The organism is Bacillus sp. JJ1773 (assembly GCF_036962035.1).
Classification (GTDB): domain Bacteria; phylum Bacillota; class Bacilli; order Bacillales; family Cytobacillaceae; genus Cytobacillus.
This window is the reverse complement of the sequence record NZ_JBALNX010000002.1, coordinates 50579-68893: the sequence shown is the minus strand read 5'-3', so window position 1 is coordinate 68893 and position 18315 is coordinate 50579. Positions and strand designations below refer to the sequence as shown.

The 18315-nt window shown below is 40.0% G+C and carries 18 protein-coding genes; all 18 read left to right on the top strand.

Translation table 11 applies throughout. The features are described from left to right. Positions 1-972, top strand: a 972-nt coding sequence (locus V7127_RS00550) for a TRAP transporter large permease (RefSeq protein ID WP_335482865.1), incomplete at its 5' end; no start/stop codon positions are given. Between the two features lie 31 nt (positions 973-1003). After that, positions 1004-1651, top strand: coding sequence for a GntR family transcriptional regulator (locus V7127_RS00545; RefSeq protein WP_335344353.1), 648 nt, complete (start codon positions 1004-1006; stop codon positions 1649-1651). A gap of 91 nt (positions 1652-1742) precedes the next feature. Then, positions 1743-2603, top strand: coding sequence for an HpcH/HpaI aldolase/citrate lyase family protein (locus V7127_RS00540; RefSeq protein ID WP_335344354.1), 861 nt, complete (start codon positions 1743-1745; stop codon positions 2601-2603). Between the two features lie 24 nt (positions 2604-2627). Next, the gene (locus V7127_RS00535) at positions 2628-3983 is read left to right on the top strand and encodes an MmgE/PrpD family protein (protein ID WP_335344355.1); all 1356 of its coding nucleotides are present in this window, start codon (positions 2628-2630) and stop codon (positions 3981-3983) included. Between the two features lie 54 nt (positions 3984-4037). Next, a complete protein-coding gene (locus tag V7127_RS00530; protein WP_335344356.1) occupies positions 4038-5510 on the top strand; it encodes an SLC13 family permease in 1473 nt (490 codons plus the stop codon). A 36-nt stretch (positions 5511-5546) separates the two neighbouring features. After that, positions 5547-6209 carry a GntR family transcriptional regulator gene (locus V7127_RS00525; RefSeq protein WP_335344357.1) on the top strand — a complete coding sequence of 221 codons (663 nt, stop codon included), beginning with the start codon at positions 5547-5549 and terminating at the stop codon, positions 6207-6209. A gap of 53 nt (positions 6210-6262) precedes the next feature. After that, complete coding sequence (locus V7127_RS00520; protein ID WP_335482863.1) at positions 6263-7462, top strand: ATP-grasp domain-containing protein; 1200 nt, start codon at positions 6263-6265, stop codon at positions 7460-7462. Continuing rightward, positions 7463-8380, top strand: coding sequence for a succinate--CoA ligase subunit alpha (locus V7127_RS00515; protein WP_335344359.1), 918 nt, complete (start codon positions 7463-7465; stop codon positions 8378-8380). Further along, positions 8377-9741: an MmgE/PrpD family protein gene (locus V7127_RS00510; protein WP_335344360.1), complete on the top strand. Its 1365-nt coding sequence runs from the start codon at positions 8377-8379 to the stop codon at positions 9739-9741. Before V7127_RS00515 ends, V7127_RS00510 begins: the two co-directional genes overlap by 4 nt. Beyond that, positions 9723-10379 (top strand): succinate dehydrogenase cytochrome b558 subunit, encoded by a 657-nt coding sequence (locus tag V7127_RS00505; protein WP_438823948.1) that lies wholly within the window; start codon positions 9723-9725, stop codon positions 10377-10379. Before V7127_RS00510 ends, V7127_RS00505 begins: the two co-directional genes overlap by 19 nt. A 43-nt stretch (positions 10380-10422) precedes the next feature. After that, complete coding sequence (gene sdhA, locus V7127_RS00500) at positions 10423-12210, top strand: succinate dehydrogenase flavoprotein subunit (protein WP_335344361.1); 1788 nt, start codon at positions 10423-10425, stop codon at positions 12208-12210. Between the two features lie 12 nt (positions 12211-12222). Next, entirely contained in the window at positions 12223-12981 is a 759-nt protein-coding gene (sdhB, locus tag V7127_RS00495; protein WP_438823951.1) for a succinate dehydrogenase iron-sulfur subunit, read from the top strand. Further along, positions 12978-14510, top strand: a complete 1533-nt coding sequence (locus V7127_RS00490; RefSeq protein ID WP_335344363.1) for an FAD-dependent oxidoreductase — start codon at positions 12978-12980, stop codon at positions 14508-14510. Before sdhB ends, V7127_RS00490 begins: the two co-directional genes overlap by 4 nt. A 36-nt stretch (positions 14511-14546) precedes the next feature. Beyond that, a complete protein-coding gene (locus tag V7127_RS00485; protein WP_335344364.1) occupies positions 14547-15392 on the top strand; it encodes a fumarate hydratase in 846 nt (281 codons plus the stop codon). Between the two features lie 11 nt (positions 15393-15403). After that, positions 15404-15970, top strand: coding sequence for a Fe-S-containing hydro-lyase (locus V7127_RS00480; protein WP_335344365.1), 567 nt, complete (start codon positions 15404-15406; stop codon positions 15968-15970). Between the two features lie 284 nt (positions 15971-16254). Further along, a complete protein-coding gene (locus V7127_RS00475) occupies positions 16255-16545 on the top strand; it encodes a YciI family protein (RefSeq protein ID WP_335344366.1) in 291 nt (96 codons plus the stop codon). A 183-nt stretch (positions 16546-16728) separates the two neighbouring features. Beyond that, positions 16729-17256, top strand: a complete 528-nt coding sequence (gene speG, locus V7127_RS00470) for a spermidine N1-acetyltransferase (protein ID WP_335344367.1) — start codon at positions 16729-16731, stop codon at positions 17254-17256. A gap of 139 nt (positions 17257-17395) precedes the next feature. Next, positions 17396-18310, top strand: coding sequence for an AraC family transcriptional regulator (locus V7127_RS00465; RefSeq protein ID WP_335344368.1), 915 nt, complete (start codon positions 17396-17398; stop codon positions 18308-18310). The last annotated feature ends 5 nt before the right edge of the window (positions 18311-18315 follow it).

Genomic DNA, 18315 nt, shown 5'->3' with positions numbered 1-18315 from the left:
GCTTGTATGATTTTTGCTGCTATTTCAGGCTCCAGCCCAGCGACAGCTGCTGCGATAGGCAGTATCATGATTCCTGGAATGATTAAAGCGGGCTATAGCAAACGATATGCTATGGGGTTAGTAGCAGCGGCAGGAACGCTCGGAATTTTGATTCCCCCATCTATTCCATTGATCATTTACGCATCGGTAGCAGAGGAATCTGTAGGAAAGCTGTTTGCTGCAGGGGTTCTTCCAGGTCTTATGTTAGGTGGAATCTTGCTAGTGTCAGCAATTGTTAATGCAAGAATTAATAATTATGGACAATTGCCGAAAGAGCCGATGGATGTAAGGTGGAAAAAATCATATAAAGCGATTTGGGGCTTTTTGTTGCCAGTTATTATTCTTGGCGGAATTTACTCGGGGATTGTAACACCAACCGAGGCTGCATTCGTTTCCTGTTTATATGGAGTCATTGTTTCTGTATTTATATATAAGGAGATGACATTCCCTAAATTTAGAGAAATTTTAAAGGAATCAATAAATATTACAGCTATGATCTTTCTAGTCATTGCCTCCGCGATGATTTTTGGAATGTTCTTAACGACTGAACAAGTACCGCAAAATTTTGCTGCTTGGATTGAGGAAAGCTCTTCTAATAAATGGATATTCATGATTGGCGTCAATCTCATGTTCTTTGTACTAGGCATGTTCTTAGAAGCAGTAGCGATTATTTTGATAACTTTGCCTATTTTACTTCCTGTCCTTGTGATATTTGACATTAATATCATCCATTTTGCGATTATTATGACAATTAATATGGAAATTGCAATGATTACTCCTCCAGTCGGATTAAATTTATTCGTAGTCAGTGGAATCACTCGAGAAAAGGTTGGGGAGGTCGTAAAAGGTGTTGCCCCATTCTTTGTCCTTATGGTCGTTGCTTTAATATTGGTCGTTATTTTCCCGCAAATTTCTTTATTTCTAGCAAAATAAATAAAGTGTGTTGTCGATGAGGGGTTCTTTCATGAAACAGTCAAATGATTTTCTTACATTGCAGGAAAAAGTGACAGCAATGATAAGGGAAGCCATTTTTACACAGCAATTTAAGCCTGGAGAAAGATTAATCCAGGATGAATTGGCAACAAAGCTTGGTGTAAGCAGAATGCCGGTGAGGGAGGCATTGCGTTGCCTTGAAAGGGAAGGGCTAGTGATATTTTTTCCTCACAAAGGGGCACAGGTTATTGGAGTTAGTAATGAGGATATTGAAGAGCTTTATTATTTAAGATCTTTATTAGAAGGAATTACTGTGCAAAAATCAATGAATTTTTTAACGAAAAAGGATAAAGCGGAACTCCAAACACTTGTCGAGTCCATGGATCATGATATTGAAACGAACAATATGGACTCTTACATGAACCATAATCAGCAGTTTCACTCATTATTGCAAAAAGGTTGTAAGTGGAAAAAGATAAAAATCCTTACCAAGGAATTAATTGAGGGATATCCGGCGTACGTTCCAATATTAATCCCAAATACTGTCGTAGTTTCTAATCAGGAGCATAAAAATATGCTTAAGGCTTTAGATGAGAATGATCCAATAAAATTAAGATTATTGGTCGAAAATCACATTATGAGGGCTGGAAATAAGCTCCTGGAATTTATAGAAGATTAATTGAACCCATTACGGTAGAGCTAATTTTTCATAGCTCTGCCAACTTTTTATAAAAAATTTGGATCCAATATCCATAAAGGGAGAAAGTTATATGAAAATAAAGCGATCCTACTTATTTGTTCCTGCAACTTCTGAAAAAATGATGGGCAAGGCAATTGCCAGTGAAGCTGATTGTGTGATTTTTGATTTAGAGGATGCAGTGGCAATTAGTGAAAAAGATATTGCAAGAGAAAGAGTAAAAAATTTCCTTATTAATAACCCGCAAGAAAAGGATATTTATGTTCGGATCAATGATATTACAACTCCTTTATGGAGAGCGGATGTTGAGGCTGCTGTTGACGCAGGTGCAGCAGGAATTATTGTGCCCAAATCAGAAAATGGCAGTAACATGAAGGTCATATGTCAAACAGTGATTGAACGCTTTGAAAGATTGGAAAAAGCTGAATGTCCATTTGAGGTATTGCCGCTTATTGAAACCGCAAAGGGGGTTCATTTTGCTTTTGATATCGCAAATGCGCATCATTTCATTCCACGGCTAGTATTTGGTTCGATTGATTACTGTCTCGATCTTGATTGTGAATTGACAGCCAGCGGCGAGGAACTCATTTATGCAAGATCCCAAATTGTCAATGCATCAAGAGCAGCAGGAATCGGAAATCCGGTAGATGCAGTATATCCAGATTTAGCAAATGATGAAGGATTAACTAATGAGGCTGTTCGTGCAAGAAGATCTGGGTTTAAAGCAAAGTTAGCCATCCATCCAAAGCAGCTTGAATCTATTCACCGAGTTTTCACTCCAGAGTCAGAGGAGATAGAAGAAGCAATGGAAATTGTGAAGGCATTTGAGGAAGCAGAACTGAAGGGAATAGCCTCAATTTCAGTTAGAAATAAACTAGTAGACTACCCTGTTTATAAGAAAGCAAAAGGTCTATTACAGTATTCGGGTAAATAAAGTCATTAGGAGGCAATGATTTCGATGATAACTAACGAATTAGTATCCCATATTAAACAAACAAACTATGAAGATATTAGCGAAAATGCCATTTATGAAACAAAACGAAGTCTTCTGAATTGGCTGGGTGTAGCAATTGGAGCAGCTAACCATGAATCGATGGATAAAGTGCTAGCTGTTTCGAAAATGATGGAAAGTACTCCTCAGGCAACTATTTTAGGAAGAAACGAAAAAACGGATATGCTGTTTGCTGCATTATTAAATGGAATGTCATCACATATATTTGATTTCGATGATACGCTGCTGGAAACAGTCCTTCACCCATCTGCACCTGTTTTTCCTGCTATTTTAGCTTTTGCCGAGCACCATAAAAGAACAGGGAAAGAGGTATTAGAGGCATTTATCATTGGCTGCGAGGTTCAAGCAAGATTAGCAAAAGCCATTTATCCATCCCATTATTGGAGGGGCTGGCATATCACTGGAAGTGTCGGGGGAATTGGAGCAGCTGTTGCTATATGCAAACTACTCGGTCTTGATGAGGAAAAAACAGCCTATGCCATTGGAATTGCCGCAACTGACCCAACTGGTTTAAGGGAAATGTTTGGAACGATGACTAAACCTTATCACCCAGGAAAAGCCGCCATGAATGGAATGCTCGCCGCACTTATTGCAGGAGAAGGGTTTACAAGCTCAACAAAGGCTTTAGAGGCTGAACGGGGCTTTATTCATGTATTGTCGGAAGAAAATAAACTAGAGCTTCTAACTGAAGGATGGGGGCAATCATGGGAAATTGAAAAGAACTCCTATAAACCATTTGCAAGCGGAATCGTAACACACCCAGCTATCGATGGAATCATCAACATTCAGAGGGAACACCAGTTACAGGCAGAGGAAGTTGCATCCATTAGTCTTACCGGCCATCCACTCGTAAAAGAGTTAACAGGAAAAACAGAAATTATGACAGGTCTTGAAGGGAAGTTCAGTGTTTTCCACTGTGTCGCTGCAGGATTTCTAAATTTAAAGGCAAGTGTTCATGAGTTTTCAGATGAATTTGTAAATGATCCAAAGATTAAAGAGCTTAGGTCAAAAATCGCGCTTACGATTGATGAAAAAATGAAGGAAGATCAAGCCATAGTCACAGTCACCCTGATAGATGGACGTGAGATTAGGTATTTTGTAGAGCATGCCATTGGCAGTATGGATGTTCCGATGACTGATCAGCAACTAAAGGATAAGTTTTTGGATGTAACAGGAAGGATCATAAGTGAAGAATCTAAGAACAGGCTAATTGATTACGTATATCGATTTGAAGAATTAGATGATTTAAGTGAATTTATTAAACAATGCAAGCCTTCAAAAATAAGTAATCCTATTTATTAGGGAGTAGAACATGAAATAAGCTCATAGCTTTTTCAATGAAAGTGGGAGAGTAGTATGGGTTCTCCAAATGCAAAAAGAAAAGTACATGTAGTTCCAAGTTCAAAACAATCTAGTTCAATTCCCATTGATAGGTCAAAGGTCTTTACGCTTGTTTTAGGCGTTATTATCATGGCCGCTATTTATTTCATACTCCCGGAAAATTATAGTGACACAGCAAAAATCATGCTTGGGCTTTTAGGTATGAGTGTTCTCTATTGGACGTTTGAACCTGTTCCATTAGGAGTGACAGCCGTCCTATTGCTTATCTTAATGACGGTTTTTGAGATTGTCCCAAAAGAAGTGGTATATAGCGGATTTTCATCCCCTGCCGTATTTCTGATTATCGGTGGGATGATGCTTGCGATCGGGGTTAATGACACCCCTCTCGCCAAAAGACTCGCCTATTTTATCCTGGCGAAATGGGGAGGAACGGCAAAAGGATTAGTAGGAAGTATTATTATCATTCCGCAAATTCAGGCTTTCTTTATACCTGCTGTAGCTGTTAGAGCAACCCTTCTTATTCCAGTTGCAATGATGACTCTCGACACAATAGAGGTAAAGGAAAATGGGAATCTGCGGAAAATGATTATGTTAGCCGTAGCTTTTGGAGGGACAATCAGCGGGACTGTTGTCATGACTGCAGCCATTGGCAATATTTTAACTGTTGAGTTATTAAAAGAATTCCTCGGAATTCAAATAACTTATTTTCAATGGTTCCTGTACACAGTACCAATTTGGCTCCTGCTTATTCCGGTAGTTTGGTTCGTTCTATTAAAAAGCTTTGCATTGCAGCCAGAAAATAAGGATTTTCCACATGTGAAGGAAGAAATGAAAAAGAAATTAGATGAGCTTGGAAGCTTAAATGTTCAAGAAAAAAAATGCATCGCGATTCTCATTTTAATTGTAGGGTTATGGTTTACAGAGCCTTTTCACGGATTGCATCCTAGCATCCCAGCACTTTTAGGGGCAATTTTAATGGCTTTCCCAGGAATTGGCTGCTCAAAGTGGGAAAGTATGGTGAAAATAAATTTCGATACCATTTTACTCATGGGGGTTACTTTATCTTTAGGATATGCATTTAATCATTCGGGAGCAACCGAATTGATTGGCGGCAGTTTAACAGCTGGCTGGTTCATTGATCTCCTTCGCTCGCCTATTTTAGCTGTTTTTTCTGTCTTAGTCATTACACAAGTTTTACATTTAGTCGTTGCCAACGTATCGACAGCTGTGGTGATTCTCATTCCAATATTTATAGGGCTAGCAACAACAGCTGGTGCAGATCCTGTTTTAATCTGTGTCACTGCTTCACTTGCTTGTCTGCATGGCTATATTCTTGTAGTAGAAGCAACACCTAATATTGTTGTCCACAGTACTGGACAAATTCAGCAGAAGGATTTTTTAATTCCTGGGTTATGGATGACTATAGCGATGATAGCTGTGACCGTATTAACCGCAGCAACATGGTGGAACTGGATTGGTTTATTGTAAGGATTTATAAAAATGTAAAAAGAAAGGTAGCCGAAAATGTCAGAATTGCGCATAGAGAACAGAGACACTTTACATTTAAAGGTATGCAATATTTTAAGAGAAGCGATTATCAGGGGGGATTTCAGGCCGGGAGAAAGATTAAAGCAATCGGATTTAGCTGATAAATTGGGAGTAAGCCGCATGCCAGTGAGGGAGGCCTTTCGAAAATTGGAATCCGAAGGGCTGATCCTTCTGGAGCCTCATAAAGGAGCTGTTGTAAAATCAATCAACATTGAGGATATAGAAGAAATTTACGCACTCAGAGCAGAGCTTGAAAAAATGGCTGTATATAAAAGCATGGATCTCCTTACAGAAGAGGATAAAAATGAGTTATCCGATCTTGTAGAGAAAATGGAATCTGCTGTGGATGTTGATGAGTTTATTCAGCATAATATTGATTTCCATCGGCTCCTTGTTAGGCGCTGTAAATGGGAAAGACTAAATTCTTTTATCGGGACGTTATGGAGTGGATTCCCGCAGCAGACCCCTCATTTAATAAAGGGGAAAATGGAAACGTCTAATCATGAGCATAGGGAAATTCTTGAGGCTGTTATTAGTGGAAACAAAGAAACTGCAGCCGCACTTGTTTCAAAACATATCTTTAGAACAGGTGAACAATTAATTCAAAGCTTGGAGGATGATAAGGATAATCGGCTTTGAAGTTTTTTTACAATAAAATTGGATCCAATATCCTAAAACGGGAGGGAAACGGCATGGGAAGAATGTTAGAGGATGCGAGTAAAACAATTCTTAAAGAAAATGGAATTCCTATTCCAGGACATTCGGTTATTAGTTCAAGTGCAGAAATTGGAGAGGAGCATATATCGGAACCAAAGGTATTAAAGGCTCTAGTCCCAGTTGGAAAAAGAGGTAAAGCAGGTGCCATTAAATTTGCGGATACGGTTGAAGAAGCAAAGACGAAAGCAGATGAACTTTTTCAAATGGTCGTTAGAAACTACCCTGTAGAAAAAGTCCTTCTAGAAAACAAGATTGATATAGATGAAGAATGGTATGTTTCCATTACGATTGATCCCCAAAAACAGCAGCCAGTCATCATAGCCACGACAGAAGGCGGAGTCGAGGTAGAGGATCTAGTAAGGGATGCCCCACAAAAGGTTGTTATTTATCATGTTGAGCCATTTTCTTCCCTCCATCCTTATCAAGCAAAGGAAATATGGAGCAGACTAGGCGTTATAGGAAAACCTCTTATTAAAGCATCTGCCATCCTTTGTAAACTGTATGATGTTTTTACAAAATACGATTGTTATATTCTTGAGATTAATCCGCTAGTGCTAACAAAGGGTGAGGATGTGATAGCAGCAGCCTCTGTAATGGGGGTAGATGATGCCGCACTTTACAGGCACCCAGAGCTTGATGGACTTGTGGAATCAGGCAGTGAAAGATCATGGAGACCGCTTACTGAATTGGAAAAAGAAATGGTTAAGGTCAATGATGCAGATTACCGCGGGACAGCCCGGTACACGGAAATGGAGGGAGGAGACATTGGATTCATGTGCGGCGGTGGAGGAGGCAGTCTGCTGAGCTTCGATGCACTCGTCCATTTAGGAGCACAGCCGGCTAATTATACAGAAACAGGAGGAAATCCTTCTGAGGAAAAAGTGACGGCATTAACAAAAGGGATTCTCTCCAAAGAAGGAGTAAAAGGTTTATTTGTAGCCCATAACATAACGAATAATACACAAATTGACGTAATGGCAAGAGGAATCGTCAATGCGATTCAAGAACTAAACATTAATCCAGAGCACTTCCCAATCGTTGTCCGGGAAGCAGGGGTAAATGACGAGGAAGGAAAAAGAATCTTCCTTGAAGCTGGAATTACTTATTATGGAGAAGATCGAACAATTGAGGAAGCGGCGGCTGAAATGGTTAAGAAATTAGAGGAGGTTTTGTAAATGGCTATTCTAGTAGATAAACAGACTCGTCTAGTTGTTCAGGGGATTACAGGCAGAGAGGCTTCCATGATTGTTACCCATACACTTTCCTATGGTACAGCTATTTATGCTGGAGTAACACCTGGAAAAGGAGGACAGTTTGTCCAGGGTGTTCCTGTATACGATACATTGGCCGAGGCTGTTAAAAATCATCAAGTAAATGCGAGTTTAATTGTCGTTCCTCCAGCATTTACTCTAGATGCTGTACTTGAAGCGATTGCAAATGGGATCAAGCTTATTGTCGTAACGACAGAAAATATTCCTCAGCATGACGTAGTAAAACTGTTATTCGCAGCGAAAAAAGAAAAGGTTACGATTATCGGACCTAATACGGTTGGTCTGATTAATCCAAAGGACAAAATCAAAATGGGCTCGATTGGCGGAGATCGTCCAGAACGTTGCTTCATTCCGGGCAGTGTCGGGGTTATATCCAGGAGCGGAGGGATGACTGCTGAAACCTCATGGATGGTGAAACGGGCAGGGTTTGGCGTTTCAACAAGTGTTGGGATTGGCGGTGATAGTTTAATAGGGACGACAATAAAGGATTTGCTCGCTTTGTTTGAAAAAGATGATGAAACGGAAGCAGTGATCACTTATTCTGAACCAGGAACTTCCTTCGAAGAAGAAGCGGCTCAATTTTTACAAGAAGGAGGATTTACAAAGCCTCTCATTTCGTTTGTTGCCGGCAAGTTTACTGAGTCAATGCCTGAAGGGACGGTTTTTGGGCATGCAGGAGCCATGATTTCAGGAAATGTAGGGCGCCCATCCCTTAAGATCCAGGCCCTGAAAGAGGCGGGAGCTCATGTAGTTGATCACTATGATGATATGATTCAAGTGTTGCAAACGGTATTAAATGTAAAAGTGGGTGAAGTGAAATGACATTAACGAAGACGTTAGCTGAGTATGCCACTAAACTTAAATATGAGGATTTGCCTTCAGAGGTTGTTGAGTTTACAAAGCTATGTATTCTTGATTGGTATGGTTCTGCTTTAGCAGGTAAAGATGAAAAGCCTATTCAATCGATAAAGGAATTGATAGAGGAATGGGGCGGTCATGAGCAGGCAACTCTCATTACAGGAGGAAAGTCCTCGATCGGGAATGCGTGCTTAGTAAATGCCGCTTCAAGCCACATTGTTGAATTGGATGATATTCATAAATCCTCCATTATCCACGCTGGAACAGTCGTTATTCCTGCAGCGGTTGCTGTTGCAGAAGGGTACAATTTAAGTGGAAAAGACTTAATTACAGCTGTTGTAGCAGGATATGAAATTTGCTACAGAATTGGTGAAGCGGTTTCCCCCTCCCACTACTACTATTGGCATAATACCGCAACATGTGGAACGTTTGGCTCTGCAGCGGCTGTAGCAAAGCTGTTAAATCTCTCAATCGAACAAACAGCCTATGCATTAGGGAATGCAGGAACACAGGCGGCAGGATTATGGGAATTCATTGAGGATGGAGCAAACACGAAACAGCTTCATACAGCGAAAGCTGCTTATAACGGAACAGTTGCGGCTTTGTTAGCGAAGAAGAATTTCACATCAGCTAGCAAAATTTTAGAAGGCAGACGCGGCTTTTTCCATGCCATGTCTGAGAAATTCGATCCTGAAAAAATAACAACTAATCTTGGCCAGGAATTCAAAATCATCGAGAACAGCTTCAAAATTCATGCATCCTGCCGTCATACGCACCCAGCAATGGACTGTGTCTTAGATATTATGAAAGAACAATCCCTCCAACATGATCAACTTCAAAAGATTACCATTAAAACATATCAAACCGTTCTAAATATCACAGATAATCCGAATCCGAATACCGTTTATGCATCCAAATTCAGCAGCCAGTTTTGTGCAGCCCTTATAGCAGCTAATAGCAGGGCATCACTTAACGATTATAGCGAAGAGATTTTATATTCAGCAGAAATTAGAGAGTTAATGAGTAAAGTAGAGGTTCTAGTCGATCCATACTACGAAAATGCCTATCCAGAAAAATGGGGCGCGAAGGTAGAAATACTATTAAAGGATGGCAGAACATTCATTCAATCTACTGACTATCCGAAGGGGGATCCGGAAAAGCCGGCAGCCAAGGACGAATTGATTCAGAAATTCGAGGTTATGACTTATGGGAAAATTGATAATGCAGAAGACCAAATTAAGGCCATTTTACACTTAGAGGATTGGACTGTAAAAGAGTGGATGTCCTTAAAAGAGGGGGAACCATCGTGCAAACAAATACAGTAACCCCACTGTCTTTCACGAGTCCTTCCAAAAGGAAAGGTAGATTTGTTCTTTCAAGACTGCATTCACTAGCGGGTTTGATCCCGCTAGGCCTTTTTCTCATTCAGCATCTTATGGGAAACGCGTTAGCGATACAAGGAAGTGCAAGATTTAATGAACATGTTCAATTTATGACCAGCTTGCCATTTTTGCTCGTCTTAGAAGTAGTATTTATTGCATTGCCACTGCTGTATCATGCCGTTTATGGAATCTATCTATCTTTTATTTCAACACAGAATGCTCATGTTTATAAATATGGCCGAAATATTAGCTTTGTTTTGCAAAGAGTGACAGGAATCATTACCTTTATTTTCGTTATTTATCATGTGTGGGCATTAAGAATAGGGCCTGTATTGAAGGGAATAGAGGTAGATTTCCAGCTTGTAAGTGAACATTTATCGAATCCTTTTATCTTTGTTTTCTATTTAGCCGGTGTATTGAGTACGGTATACCATTTTTCAAATGGAATATCGACAGCACTTATTACTTGGGGGATTACGATTGGGCCAGCTTCGCAAAATGCCATTCGGAAAGTTTGCACAGTCGTATGTATCGTATTAGCTGTAGTAGGAGTATGGAGCTTAATCTCATTTGTTAGTTAGGGATTCCTCTACAGGAGAAACAACGGGAGAGTGGATGATATATATGAATAATCAAGAAATCATTGTTGTCGGCGGCGGCCTAGCCGGGCTGATGGCGACTATTAAAATAGCAGAAGCCAAAAGAAAAGTGAAATTATTTTCCCTCGTTCCTGTTCGCCGTTCCCATTCAGTATGTGCCCAGGGCGGGATAAATGGTGCGGTGAATACAAAGGGTGAAGGGGACTCCGTATGGGAGCATTTTGATGATACGATTTACGGCGGGGATTTTTTAGCTAACCAGCCGCCGGTAAAAGCGATGTGTGAGGCAGCACCAGACATTATTTATTTACTGGCAAGAATGGGCGTCCAGTTCAACAGGACGGAAGAAGGGCATATTGATTTTAGAAGGCTGGGAGGAGCTAAATATTCAAGAACAGCCTTTGCTGGAGCAACGACAGGACAGCAAATTCTATATGCATTGGATGAACAGGTTCGAAAATATGAGGCGGAAGGACTTGTTGAAAAGTTTGAATATTGGGAATTGGTCTCACTTGTGAAAGATGATGAAGGAAGATGCAGGGGGATTACGGCGCAGAATTTAAAATCAATGGAGATTCAAGTTTTCAAATCTGATGCCGTTATTCTTGCCTCGGGCGGTATCGGAAACATCTTCCGAAAGAGTACAAATTCTATCATTAATACAGGAAGTGCACATAGTATTGCCTACCAGCAAGGCGCTAGATATGCAAATGGGGAGTTTATTCAAATCCATCCAACAGCTATTCCAGGAGATGATAAACTGAGGCTCATGTCTGAATCTGCTCGTGGAGAGGGAGGCAGGGTCTGGGTGTATCGCGATGGAAAGCCGTGGTACTTCCTAGAGGAAAAATATCCTGCCTATGGAAACCTAGTACCGAGAGATATTGCGACAAGGGAAATCTTCCATGTTTGTGTAGATCTGAAGTTAGGGATTAATGGAGAAAATATGGTTTATCTAGATTTATCCCATTTGCCGCCAGAACTGCTTCAGCGTAAACTCGGCGGAATTCTCGATATCTATGAAAAGTTTGTTGGGGATGACCCACGAAAGCTGCCGATGAAAATTTTTCCGGCTATGCATTATTCTATGGGCGGACTTTGGGTTGATTATGAGCAAATGACGAATATCCCTGGGCTTTTCGCTTGTGGAGAATGCGATTATCAATTCCATGGAGCTAATCGCCTTGGCGCTAATTCTTTAGTGTCTGCCATTTATGGAGGTATGGTTGCGGGACCAAATGCAGTGAATTATGTAAGTGGTCTTGCAGAATCATATGATAATCTTCCTTCTTCTATTTTTGAACGTGAGCAAAAAAAGCAGGAGGAAGAAATCGAAAAAATATACAAAATGGATGGGCCGGAAAATCCATATCAATTGCATGTAGAGATGAGCGATTGGATGGTAGATAACGTGACCGTCGTAAGACATAATGACCGTTTGCAAAAAACAGATGAAAAGCTGCAGGAGATTCAGGAGAGGATGAAGCATATTGGAATTGACGACACTTCCAGATGGCAGAACAGAACTGTCCCTTTTGTCCGTCAATTAAAAAATATGCTTGAGCTTGCTAGGGTTATAACGGTAGGCGCCTTAAACCGTAATGAAAGCAGGGGTGCACACTATAAGCCTGAATTTCCGGAACGGGATGACGAGAATTGGCTAAAGACTACGATCGCTACCTATACTCCATTTGGTCCAAGTCTATCCTATGAACCGGTTGATCTGAAATACATCACACCGAGACAAAGAAGATACGACATTGTCACATCTAGAGAAGAACAGCAAAAAAATGAGGAACCTTCAAAGGTTTAAGAAAGGAAGGTGATGACGGTGACCACTACAACAGATATCCGGCTAAAAATAAAAAGAAAAGACTCATCCGATGGTGAATCCTACTGGGAAGAATTTAGTATTCCTTTCCGAAAAAATATGAATGTGATTTCCGCCTTAATGGAAATCCAAAGAAATCCAATTAATTCAAATGGTGAAAAAGTAAGGTCCGTTGCTTGGGAGTATAACTGCCTTGAAGAAGTATGTGGGGCCTGCAGTATGAAGATTAACGGAAAGGTAAGGCAGGCATGCTCCACATTGGTAGATCGTTTAGAACAGCCCATCTCCTTGGAACCGATGGAAACCTTCCCTGTGGAAAAGGATCTAGTCGTTAATCGTGACCGAATGTTTGATGCCCTAAAAAAAATTAAAGGCTGGATCAGAATAGATGGCACTTATGCGATGGGGGCGGGTTCGTTAATTTCATCTGATGATCAGCAGGAAGCCTATAAATATTCGACATGCATGACTTGCGGCTGCTGCCTTGAAGCATGCCCAAATGTAAACAGCAAATCACCATTTATTGGTCCTCAAGCCCTTGGACAAACGAAATATTTTAATATGCATCCTACAGGTGCACAGCAAAAACATGAACGACTAGAGGTCATCATTGGTGAAGAAGGAATAAGTAACTGCGGAAACTCCCAAAACTGTGTTCAAGTTTGCCCGAAAGAAATTCCATTAACTACTGCGATCGCTGAGTTAAATAAAGATGCTAACCGTTACGCATTATGGAGCTGGTTAAAGAAATGAGCAGAGAACAAACTTTTACCTATGATGTGCTTGTAATTGGCGGTGGTCAGGCTGCTTTAGCTGCAGCGATTGCGGCAAAGGAGGAAGGTGCATCTGTTGCCGTTTTAACGAAGGGGAAGGCTGGGCTAGGCGGATCGTCTGTAATATCAGACGGAGTTCATTCTGCTATCTTTTCCCCTGGAGATTCTCTGGATCTATTTTATCAAGACATAATTAAAGGAAGCAGACAAGTTGCTGATCGTTATTTAGCTAGAATTCTTGCAGAAGAATGTACTGACAGGGTCAACGAACTAGAAAGCAAATTTGGGATTGAGCTTGAAAGGGAAAGGCAAGTTAGTACACCTGGACATTCATTTCCTCGGAGGGTATACGCTGGAAAAGGCATTGGCAGAAATATAACAAAAACGATTGGCAGCTATGCAAGGGAAATCGGGATTGATATTCATGAGCAATCTATATTAGTTGATTTGATTAAAGAGAATGAGAGGATTACTGGGGCAGTCGTTTTGCGAGATAAGGATATATATGTCTATTATTCTTCAGCTATTATTCTAGCTACGGGAGGCTTTGGAGGACTCTATTCTTCTACAGATAATCCAAGGGATATTACGGGTGAAGGAATTGGCATGGCTTGGCGGCATGGTGTGAGGCTTGTCGATATGGAATTTGTGCAATTTTATCCGTATCGGCTTAAGTCTCCGGCCAATGTTGATATTATGACAAGGATTTTTGGAAAAGGAGCTATTCTTTTAAATGAAGAGCAGGTCCGATTTATGGATCAATTTCCAAGAAAAGAACTTGAAACAAGAGATATATTAAGCTATTCCATGTTCAAACAAGGGAAAGTGCTGCTTGATTTCTCAAATGTGAAGGAAAAAGATATTCAAACAGACAGCCCCCACCTTTATCGCCTCTTTAAAAAAGGGCATGAAGGTGATTGGATCATGAGTCCTGTGCAGCATTATTGCATGGGAGGAATTGAGACTGATGAATGGGGCAGGACAAATTTGCAAGGCTTATATGCTTGTGGAGAATGTTCGGGTGGTTTGCATGGAGCTAATCGTTTAGGAGGGGGATCACTTACGGAGGCATTAGTTTTTGGGCATCGTGCCGGAAAAATGGCTGCAAGTGAAATGTGGGAATCCCAGAAAAACAAAAAGCGTTTAGTTGATGAGTTCTTCGTAAGTGAGAGCAAACGAACAATGGAACAAGAAGTAATACAGAAAATGAAGGAAATTATGTGGGCAAAGGTTGGAATTGAAAGAACCATTCAGTCCTTACAGGAAGCAGTAGATGAGTTAGAATCTATCGCGTTGGAATTGGAAGAGGAGCAAAATGTCTTAAATTTACCTATACAGGATAAAATTCGGACTGCGTGGGCTTCAGCATTAGCAGGGATGACTCGAAAAGAAAGTCGAGGAGCGCACAAGATTCTTGATATTCCAGAGGAAAAAAAGGAATGGGAGAAGAAAATTATCATCTATAAATCTTCTATTATTTTTTTGGAGAATAGCAGTCAAAGACAATAAAGTAGAACATCAATTTTCATGAAAGGGGGAGAATGGATGAGAACAATCACTTATAATGCGATCGTTACTCAGGTTGCGAGCATGTGCCAAGAGGCAAATTTTGAGTTAGGTCAAGATGTGATTAGGGCCTTTCAGTCAGCGTTAAAAAAAGAAACATCTGAAACGGGGAAGGACATTTTAGAACAGTTAATTTTGAATGCAGATATTGCTAAGAGCGAAAGAGTGCCAATGTGCCAAGACACGGGAGTTTCTGTTTTTATCGTTGAGGTTGGTCAGGATTGTCATATTACGGGTGGCAGTATTTATGACGCGATTAATGAAGGGGTTCGAAAGGGATATGAAGAAGGCTATTTAAGGCATTCCATTGTCGATCATCCGATTACCCGTGAAAAAAGTAAAGGATATAACACTCCATCAATTATTCATATTGAGCTTGTTCCTGGCGATGAAATCGTCATTCATATGTCTGCGAAGGGCGGAGGCAGTGAAAATATGAGTACGCTGAAAATGCTGAAGCCTTCAGATGGATTGGAGGGGATCAAAGCTTTTATTCTGGATACCGTTTCAAAGGCAGGTCCCAATGCGTGTCCTCCTTTAGTTGTAGGAATCGGCATTGGCGGAAACTTTGAGAGATGTGCTTATTTGGCCAAGAAATCTTTATTTAGACCCATCGGCCATCGGAATGAACGGCCTGAAATTTCAAAAATTGAAGAAGAACTCATGTTCAAAATTAATGAGCTTGGGATTGGACCTCAAGGGCTTGGCGGGAATACAACAGCACTCGATGTCAAAATTGAAATAGAGCCATGTCATATTGCTGCACTTCCAGTGGCTATCAATTTAAATTGCCATGCTAGCAGGCATAAAGAAGTACGATTATAGGAGGGAAGCAGGTGTCAACTCTTCAAATTACAAGTCCTTTCGATGAAAACACATTAATGACATTAAAAGCAGGAGATCGTGTTCTAATCAGTGGAACAATCTATACAGCAAGAGATGCGGCTCATAAAAGAATGGTAGAGTCTCTTCAGAAAGGGGAAGAACTCCCTTTTGCTATTTCTGGCCAAACGATTTATTATGTTGGGCCAACCCCGGCAAAGCCTGGTCTTGTTATAGGTTCTGCTGGTCCGACAACAAGCAGCAGAATGGATAAGTATACCCCTTCTCTTTTAGATCGTGGCCTGAAAGGAATGATCGGAAAAGGCTACCGAAGCCAGGAAGTCATAGAATCTATGAAGAAAAATACGGCTGTATACTTTGCTGCTATCGGAGGATCAGGCGCGTTAATTGCTAAAACGATTAAATCAATGGAAGTTGTAGCGTACGATGATTTAGGTCCAGAAGCGATCTACAAATTAGAAATTGATCAATTTCCGGCAGTCGTGATTATTGATAGTAATGGAAACGATTGGTACGAATTAGGAAAGCAGCAGTTTCAGGAGAAGAGTGAATTGATATAGAAAAAAATTACTTCATTAGGGGAATGGGTTTAACTTCAATGATGAACAAGGATTATTGTTTTATGACGACCGTTTTAGGTGGGAAGCGAAGAAAACGCGCTCCATGAAGCCCTCATGACGCTCGTTTTCGTTAGGAAATCGGGAAAATATGCAATATGAAGCTCTCATGACACTCGTTTTTGTTGGGAGTTCAAGGAAATGTGCAACATAAGAGCCCAATGAAGGGCATCGATCCTTTCTGATTACATTGCAAGTCTTAAAAAGTGTAGAAGGCAGGTTAAAATATGAAATACTTCGCAGTTTTATTGCCAATGCTAAATGAAGAAAAGAGCCAATTATATCGCCCTCAGCATCTTGAATTTCTCGAGAGTATGAATAAGGAAGGTAAAATCTTTGCAAGGGGAAGATTTGCAGATGGCTCAGGCGGAATGGTGATCTATATAGCGGAAACTTTGGATGAGGCAAAGTCATTTGCCGAGAAAGATCCTTATATTATTCACGAGGCAAGAGGGATGGAAATTCATGAGTGGGAAATAATTAGTGACGCAGTGATGAACTGCAGTAAAGTTGAATAGAATTCAGACTGGATTAAGAAAGATTAATTATTAAGAGTAATATATAAGTGCCAATTCACAATAAAATGTGCGTTGGCACTTTTTTCCTTCGTGTGTCCATTACTATATTAAAAATCATGTATGATAATTATTGGTATTTGGTCATAAAATAAAGCAAGAAGATAGATAACGGAGGATGGAAGTATGAGTGATGGGGTTAGGTTAAGGCCGCTGGAAAGAGTCGACTTAGTTTTTGTTCATAAATTAAACATCAATGCCAACGTGATGTCCTATTGGTTTGAAGAACCATATGAGGCTTTCGTTGAATTGCAGGATCTGTATGATAAACATATTCACGATCAAGGTGAACGGCGATTTATTGTGGAAAAAAGCGGCGAGATGGTCGGTCTTGTAGAATTAGTAGAAATTGATTATATCCACCGGAGGGCAGAGTTCCAAATCATTATTGATCCCAATCATCAGGGACACGGTTATGCAAAGGCAGCAACTCATCGTGCAATGGATTATGCTTTTTCTGTATTAAATCTTTACAAACTCTATTTAATTGTGGATAAAAATAATGAAAAAGCGATTCATATTTATAAAAAACTGGGATTTCATTTTGAAGGTGAATTGATTGACGAGTTTTTTGTGGATGGCGAGTATCATAATGCCATTAGAATGTGTATGTTCCAGCATCAGTACTTGGGGAGTAATTCAATGGATGCCTAAATTGTACAGATTTCCCGGCTAATGGAGAACTTCTAAAGAGTTCTTCTTTTTTTCATTCATATCAATTGACAATAGCTAATGTTTATCTGTTTAATAAAAATAATATATCTTTTTTACATACATTCTTTAGGGGCTGGCGATGGAGATTCAGCAGTTAGAATTATTGCAGAGAACGATTGATTATATTGATGAACACATAAAAGAGGAAATAAATGCTGAGGAATTAGCTAAAATAGCGGGATATTCTCCGTTTCATTTTTACCGTATTTTTCGAAAAGTTCTTGGTTATACAGTGATGGATTATGTTGTAAAAAGAAAGCTGCAACATGCCTTATATGAATTAGCCAGAGGTAAAAAGGTCCTTCAAATTGCTCTAGATTATGGATTTGAAACACATGCTGGATTTACAAAAGCCTTTAAGAAATGCTTTGGCAGTCCACCCAGTTTATATAAGCTTCATTGTCCTATTTCACCTCCTCAGAAATTAAATTTAAAAGATTTGTTTGAAAAAAATCTTGGCGGTATTGTTTTACAGCCTAAGATTATTTCAAGACAATCGTTCTGGGTTGCCGGAAAAAAGTTTGAAAGTTATGTTCCAAATGTTACTTACACAAGGGATGCCCCAGCCTTTTGGGATCAGGATGGCCTAAATGATGGTTCTGTTGAAAGGGCCTTATATGAAACATTGTCTCCAAAAAAACATGGGGAATATTGTATAAATTTAACTGACGATATCCATCAAGATTATTTTATATATTTATTTGCGGTTGAGTTAGATCATCAGGCAGAACTCCCGAGTGGATTTATGAAATTTAAAGTTCCCGAGTCTGTTTATGCCATTTTTAAAACGCCTCTCGTTGAAAAAGAACAATTTGCTTCGGCCATTAAAGGAACTTGGCGATATATTTTAGAAGATTGGCTTCCGAATTCGCTATATGAAGTGGATGAAAGAGGCTATGACTTTGAATACTATGATGAACATTGCCATTATTGGGATTATGAGCGAATCTTTATGGAAATCCATTTGCCGATAAAAGAAAAATCTAGGGGATAAGAACA

Coding starts and splice junctions, on each gene's coding strand:
- V7127_RS00545 (WP_335344353.1), top strand. CDS start 1,004: ATGAAACAGTCAAATGATTTTCTTACATTGCAGGAAAAAGTGACAGCA.
- V7127_RS00540 (WP_335344354.1), top strand. CDS start 1,743: ATGAAAATAAAGCGATCCTACTTATTTGTTCCTGCAACTTCTGAAAAA.
- V7127_RS00535 (WP_335344355.1), top strand. CDS start 2,628: ATGATAACTAACGAATTAGTATCCCATATTAAACAAACAAACTATGAA.
- V7127_RS00530 (WP_335344356.1), top strand. CDS start 4,038: ATGGGTTCTCCAAATGCAAAAAGAAAAGTACATGTAGTTCCAAGTTCA.
- V7127_RS00525 (WP_335344357.1), top strand. CDS start 5,547: ATGTCAGAATTGCGCATAGAGAACAGAGACACTTTACATTTAAAGGTA.
- V7127_RS00520 (WP_335482863.1), top strand. CDS start 6,263: ATGGGAAGAATGTTAGAGGATGCGAGTAAAACAATTCTTAAAGAAAAT.
- V7127_RS00515 (WP_335344359.1), top strand. CDS start 7,463: ATGGCTATTCTAGTAGATAAACAGACTCGTCTAGTTGTTCAGGGGATT.
- V7127_RS00510 (WP_335344360.1), top strand. CDS start 8,377: ATGACATTAACGAAGACGTTAGCTGAGTATGCCACTAAACTTAAATAT.
- sdhA (WP_335344361.1), top strand. CDS start 10,423: ATGAATAATCAAGAAATCATTGTTGTCGGCGGCGGCCTAGCCGGGCTG.
- sdhB (WP_438823951.1), top strand. CDS start 12,223: ATGACGGTGACCACTACAACAGATATCCGGCTAAAAATAAAAAGAAAA.
- V7127_RS00490 (WP_335344363.1), top strand. CDS start 12,978: ATGAGCAGAGAACAAACTTTTACCTATGATGTGCTTGTAATTGGCGGT.
- V7127_RS00485 (WP_335344364.1), top strand. CDS start 14,547: ATGAGAACAATCACTTATAATGCGATCGTTACTCAGGTTGCGAGCATG.
- V7127_RS00475 (WP_335344366.1), top strand. CDS start 16,255: ATGAAATACTTCGCAGTTTTATTGCCAATGCTAAATGAAGAAAAGAGC.
- speG (WP_335344367.1), top strand. CDS start 16,729: ATGAGTGATGGGGTTAGGTTAAGGCCGCTGGAAAGAGTCGACTTAGTT.
- V7127_RS00465 (WP_335344368.1), top strand. CDS start 17,396: ATGGAGATTCAGCAGTTAGAATTATTGCAGAGAACGATTGATTATATT.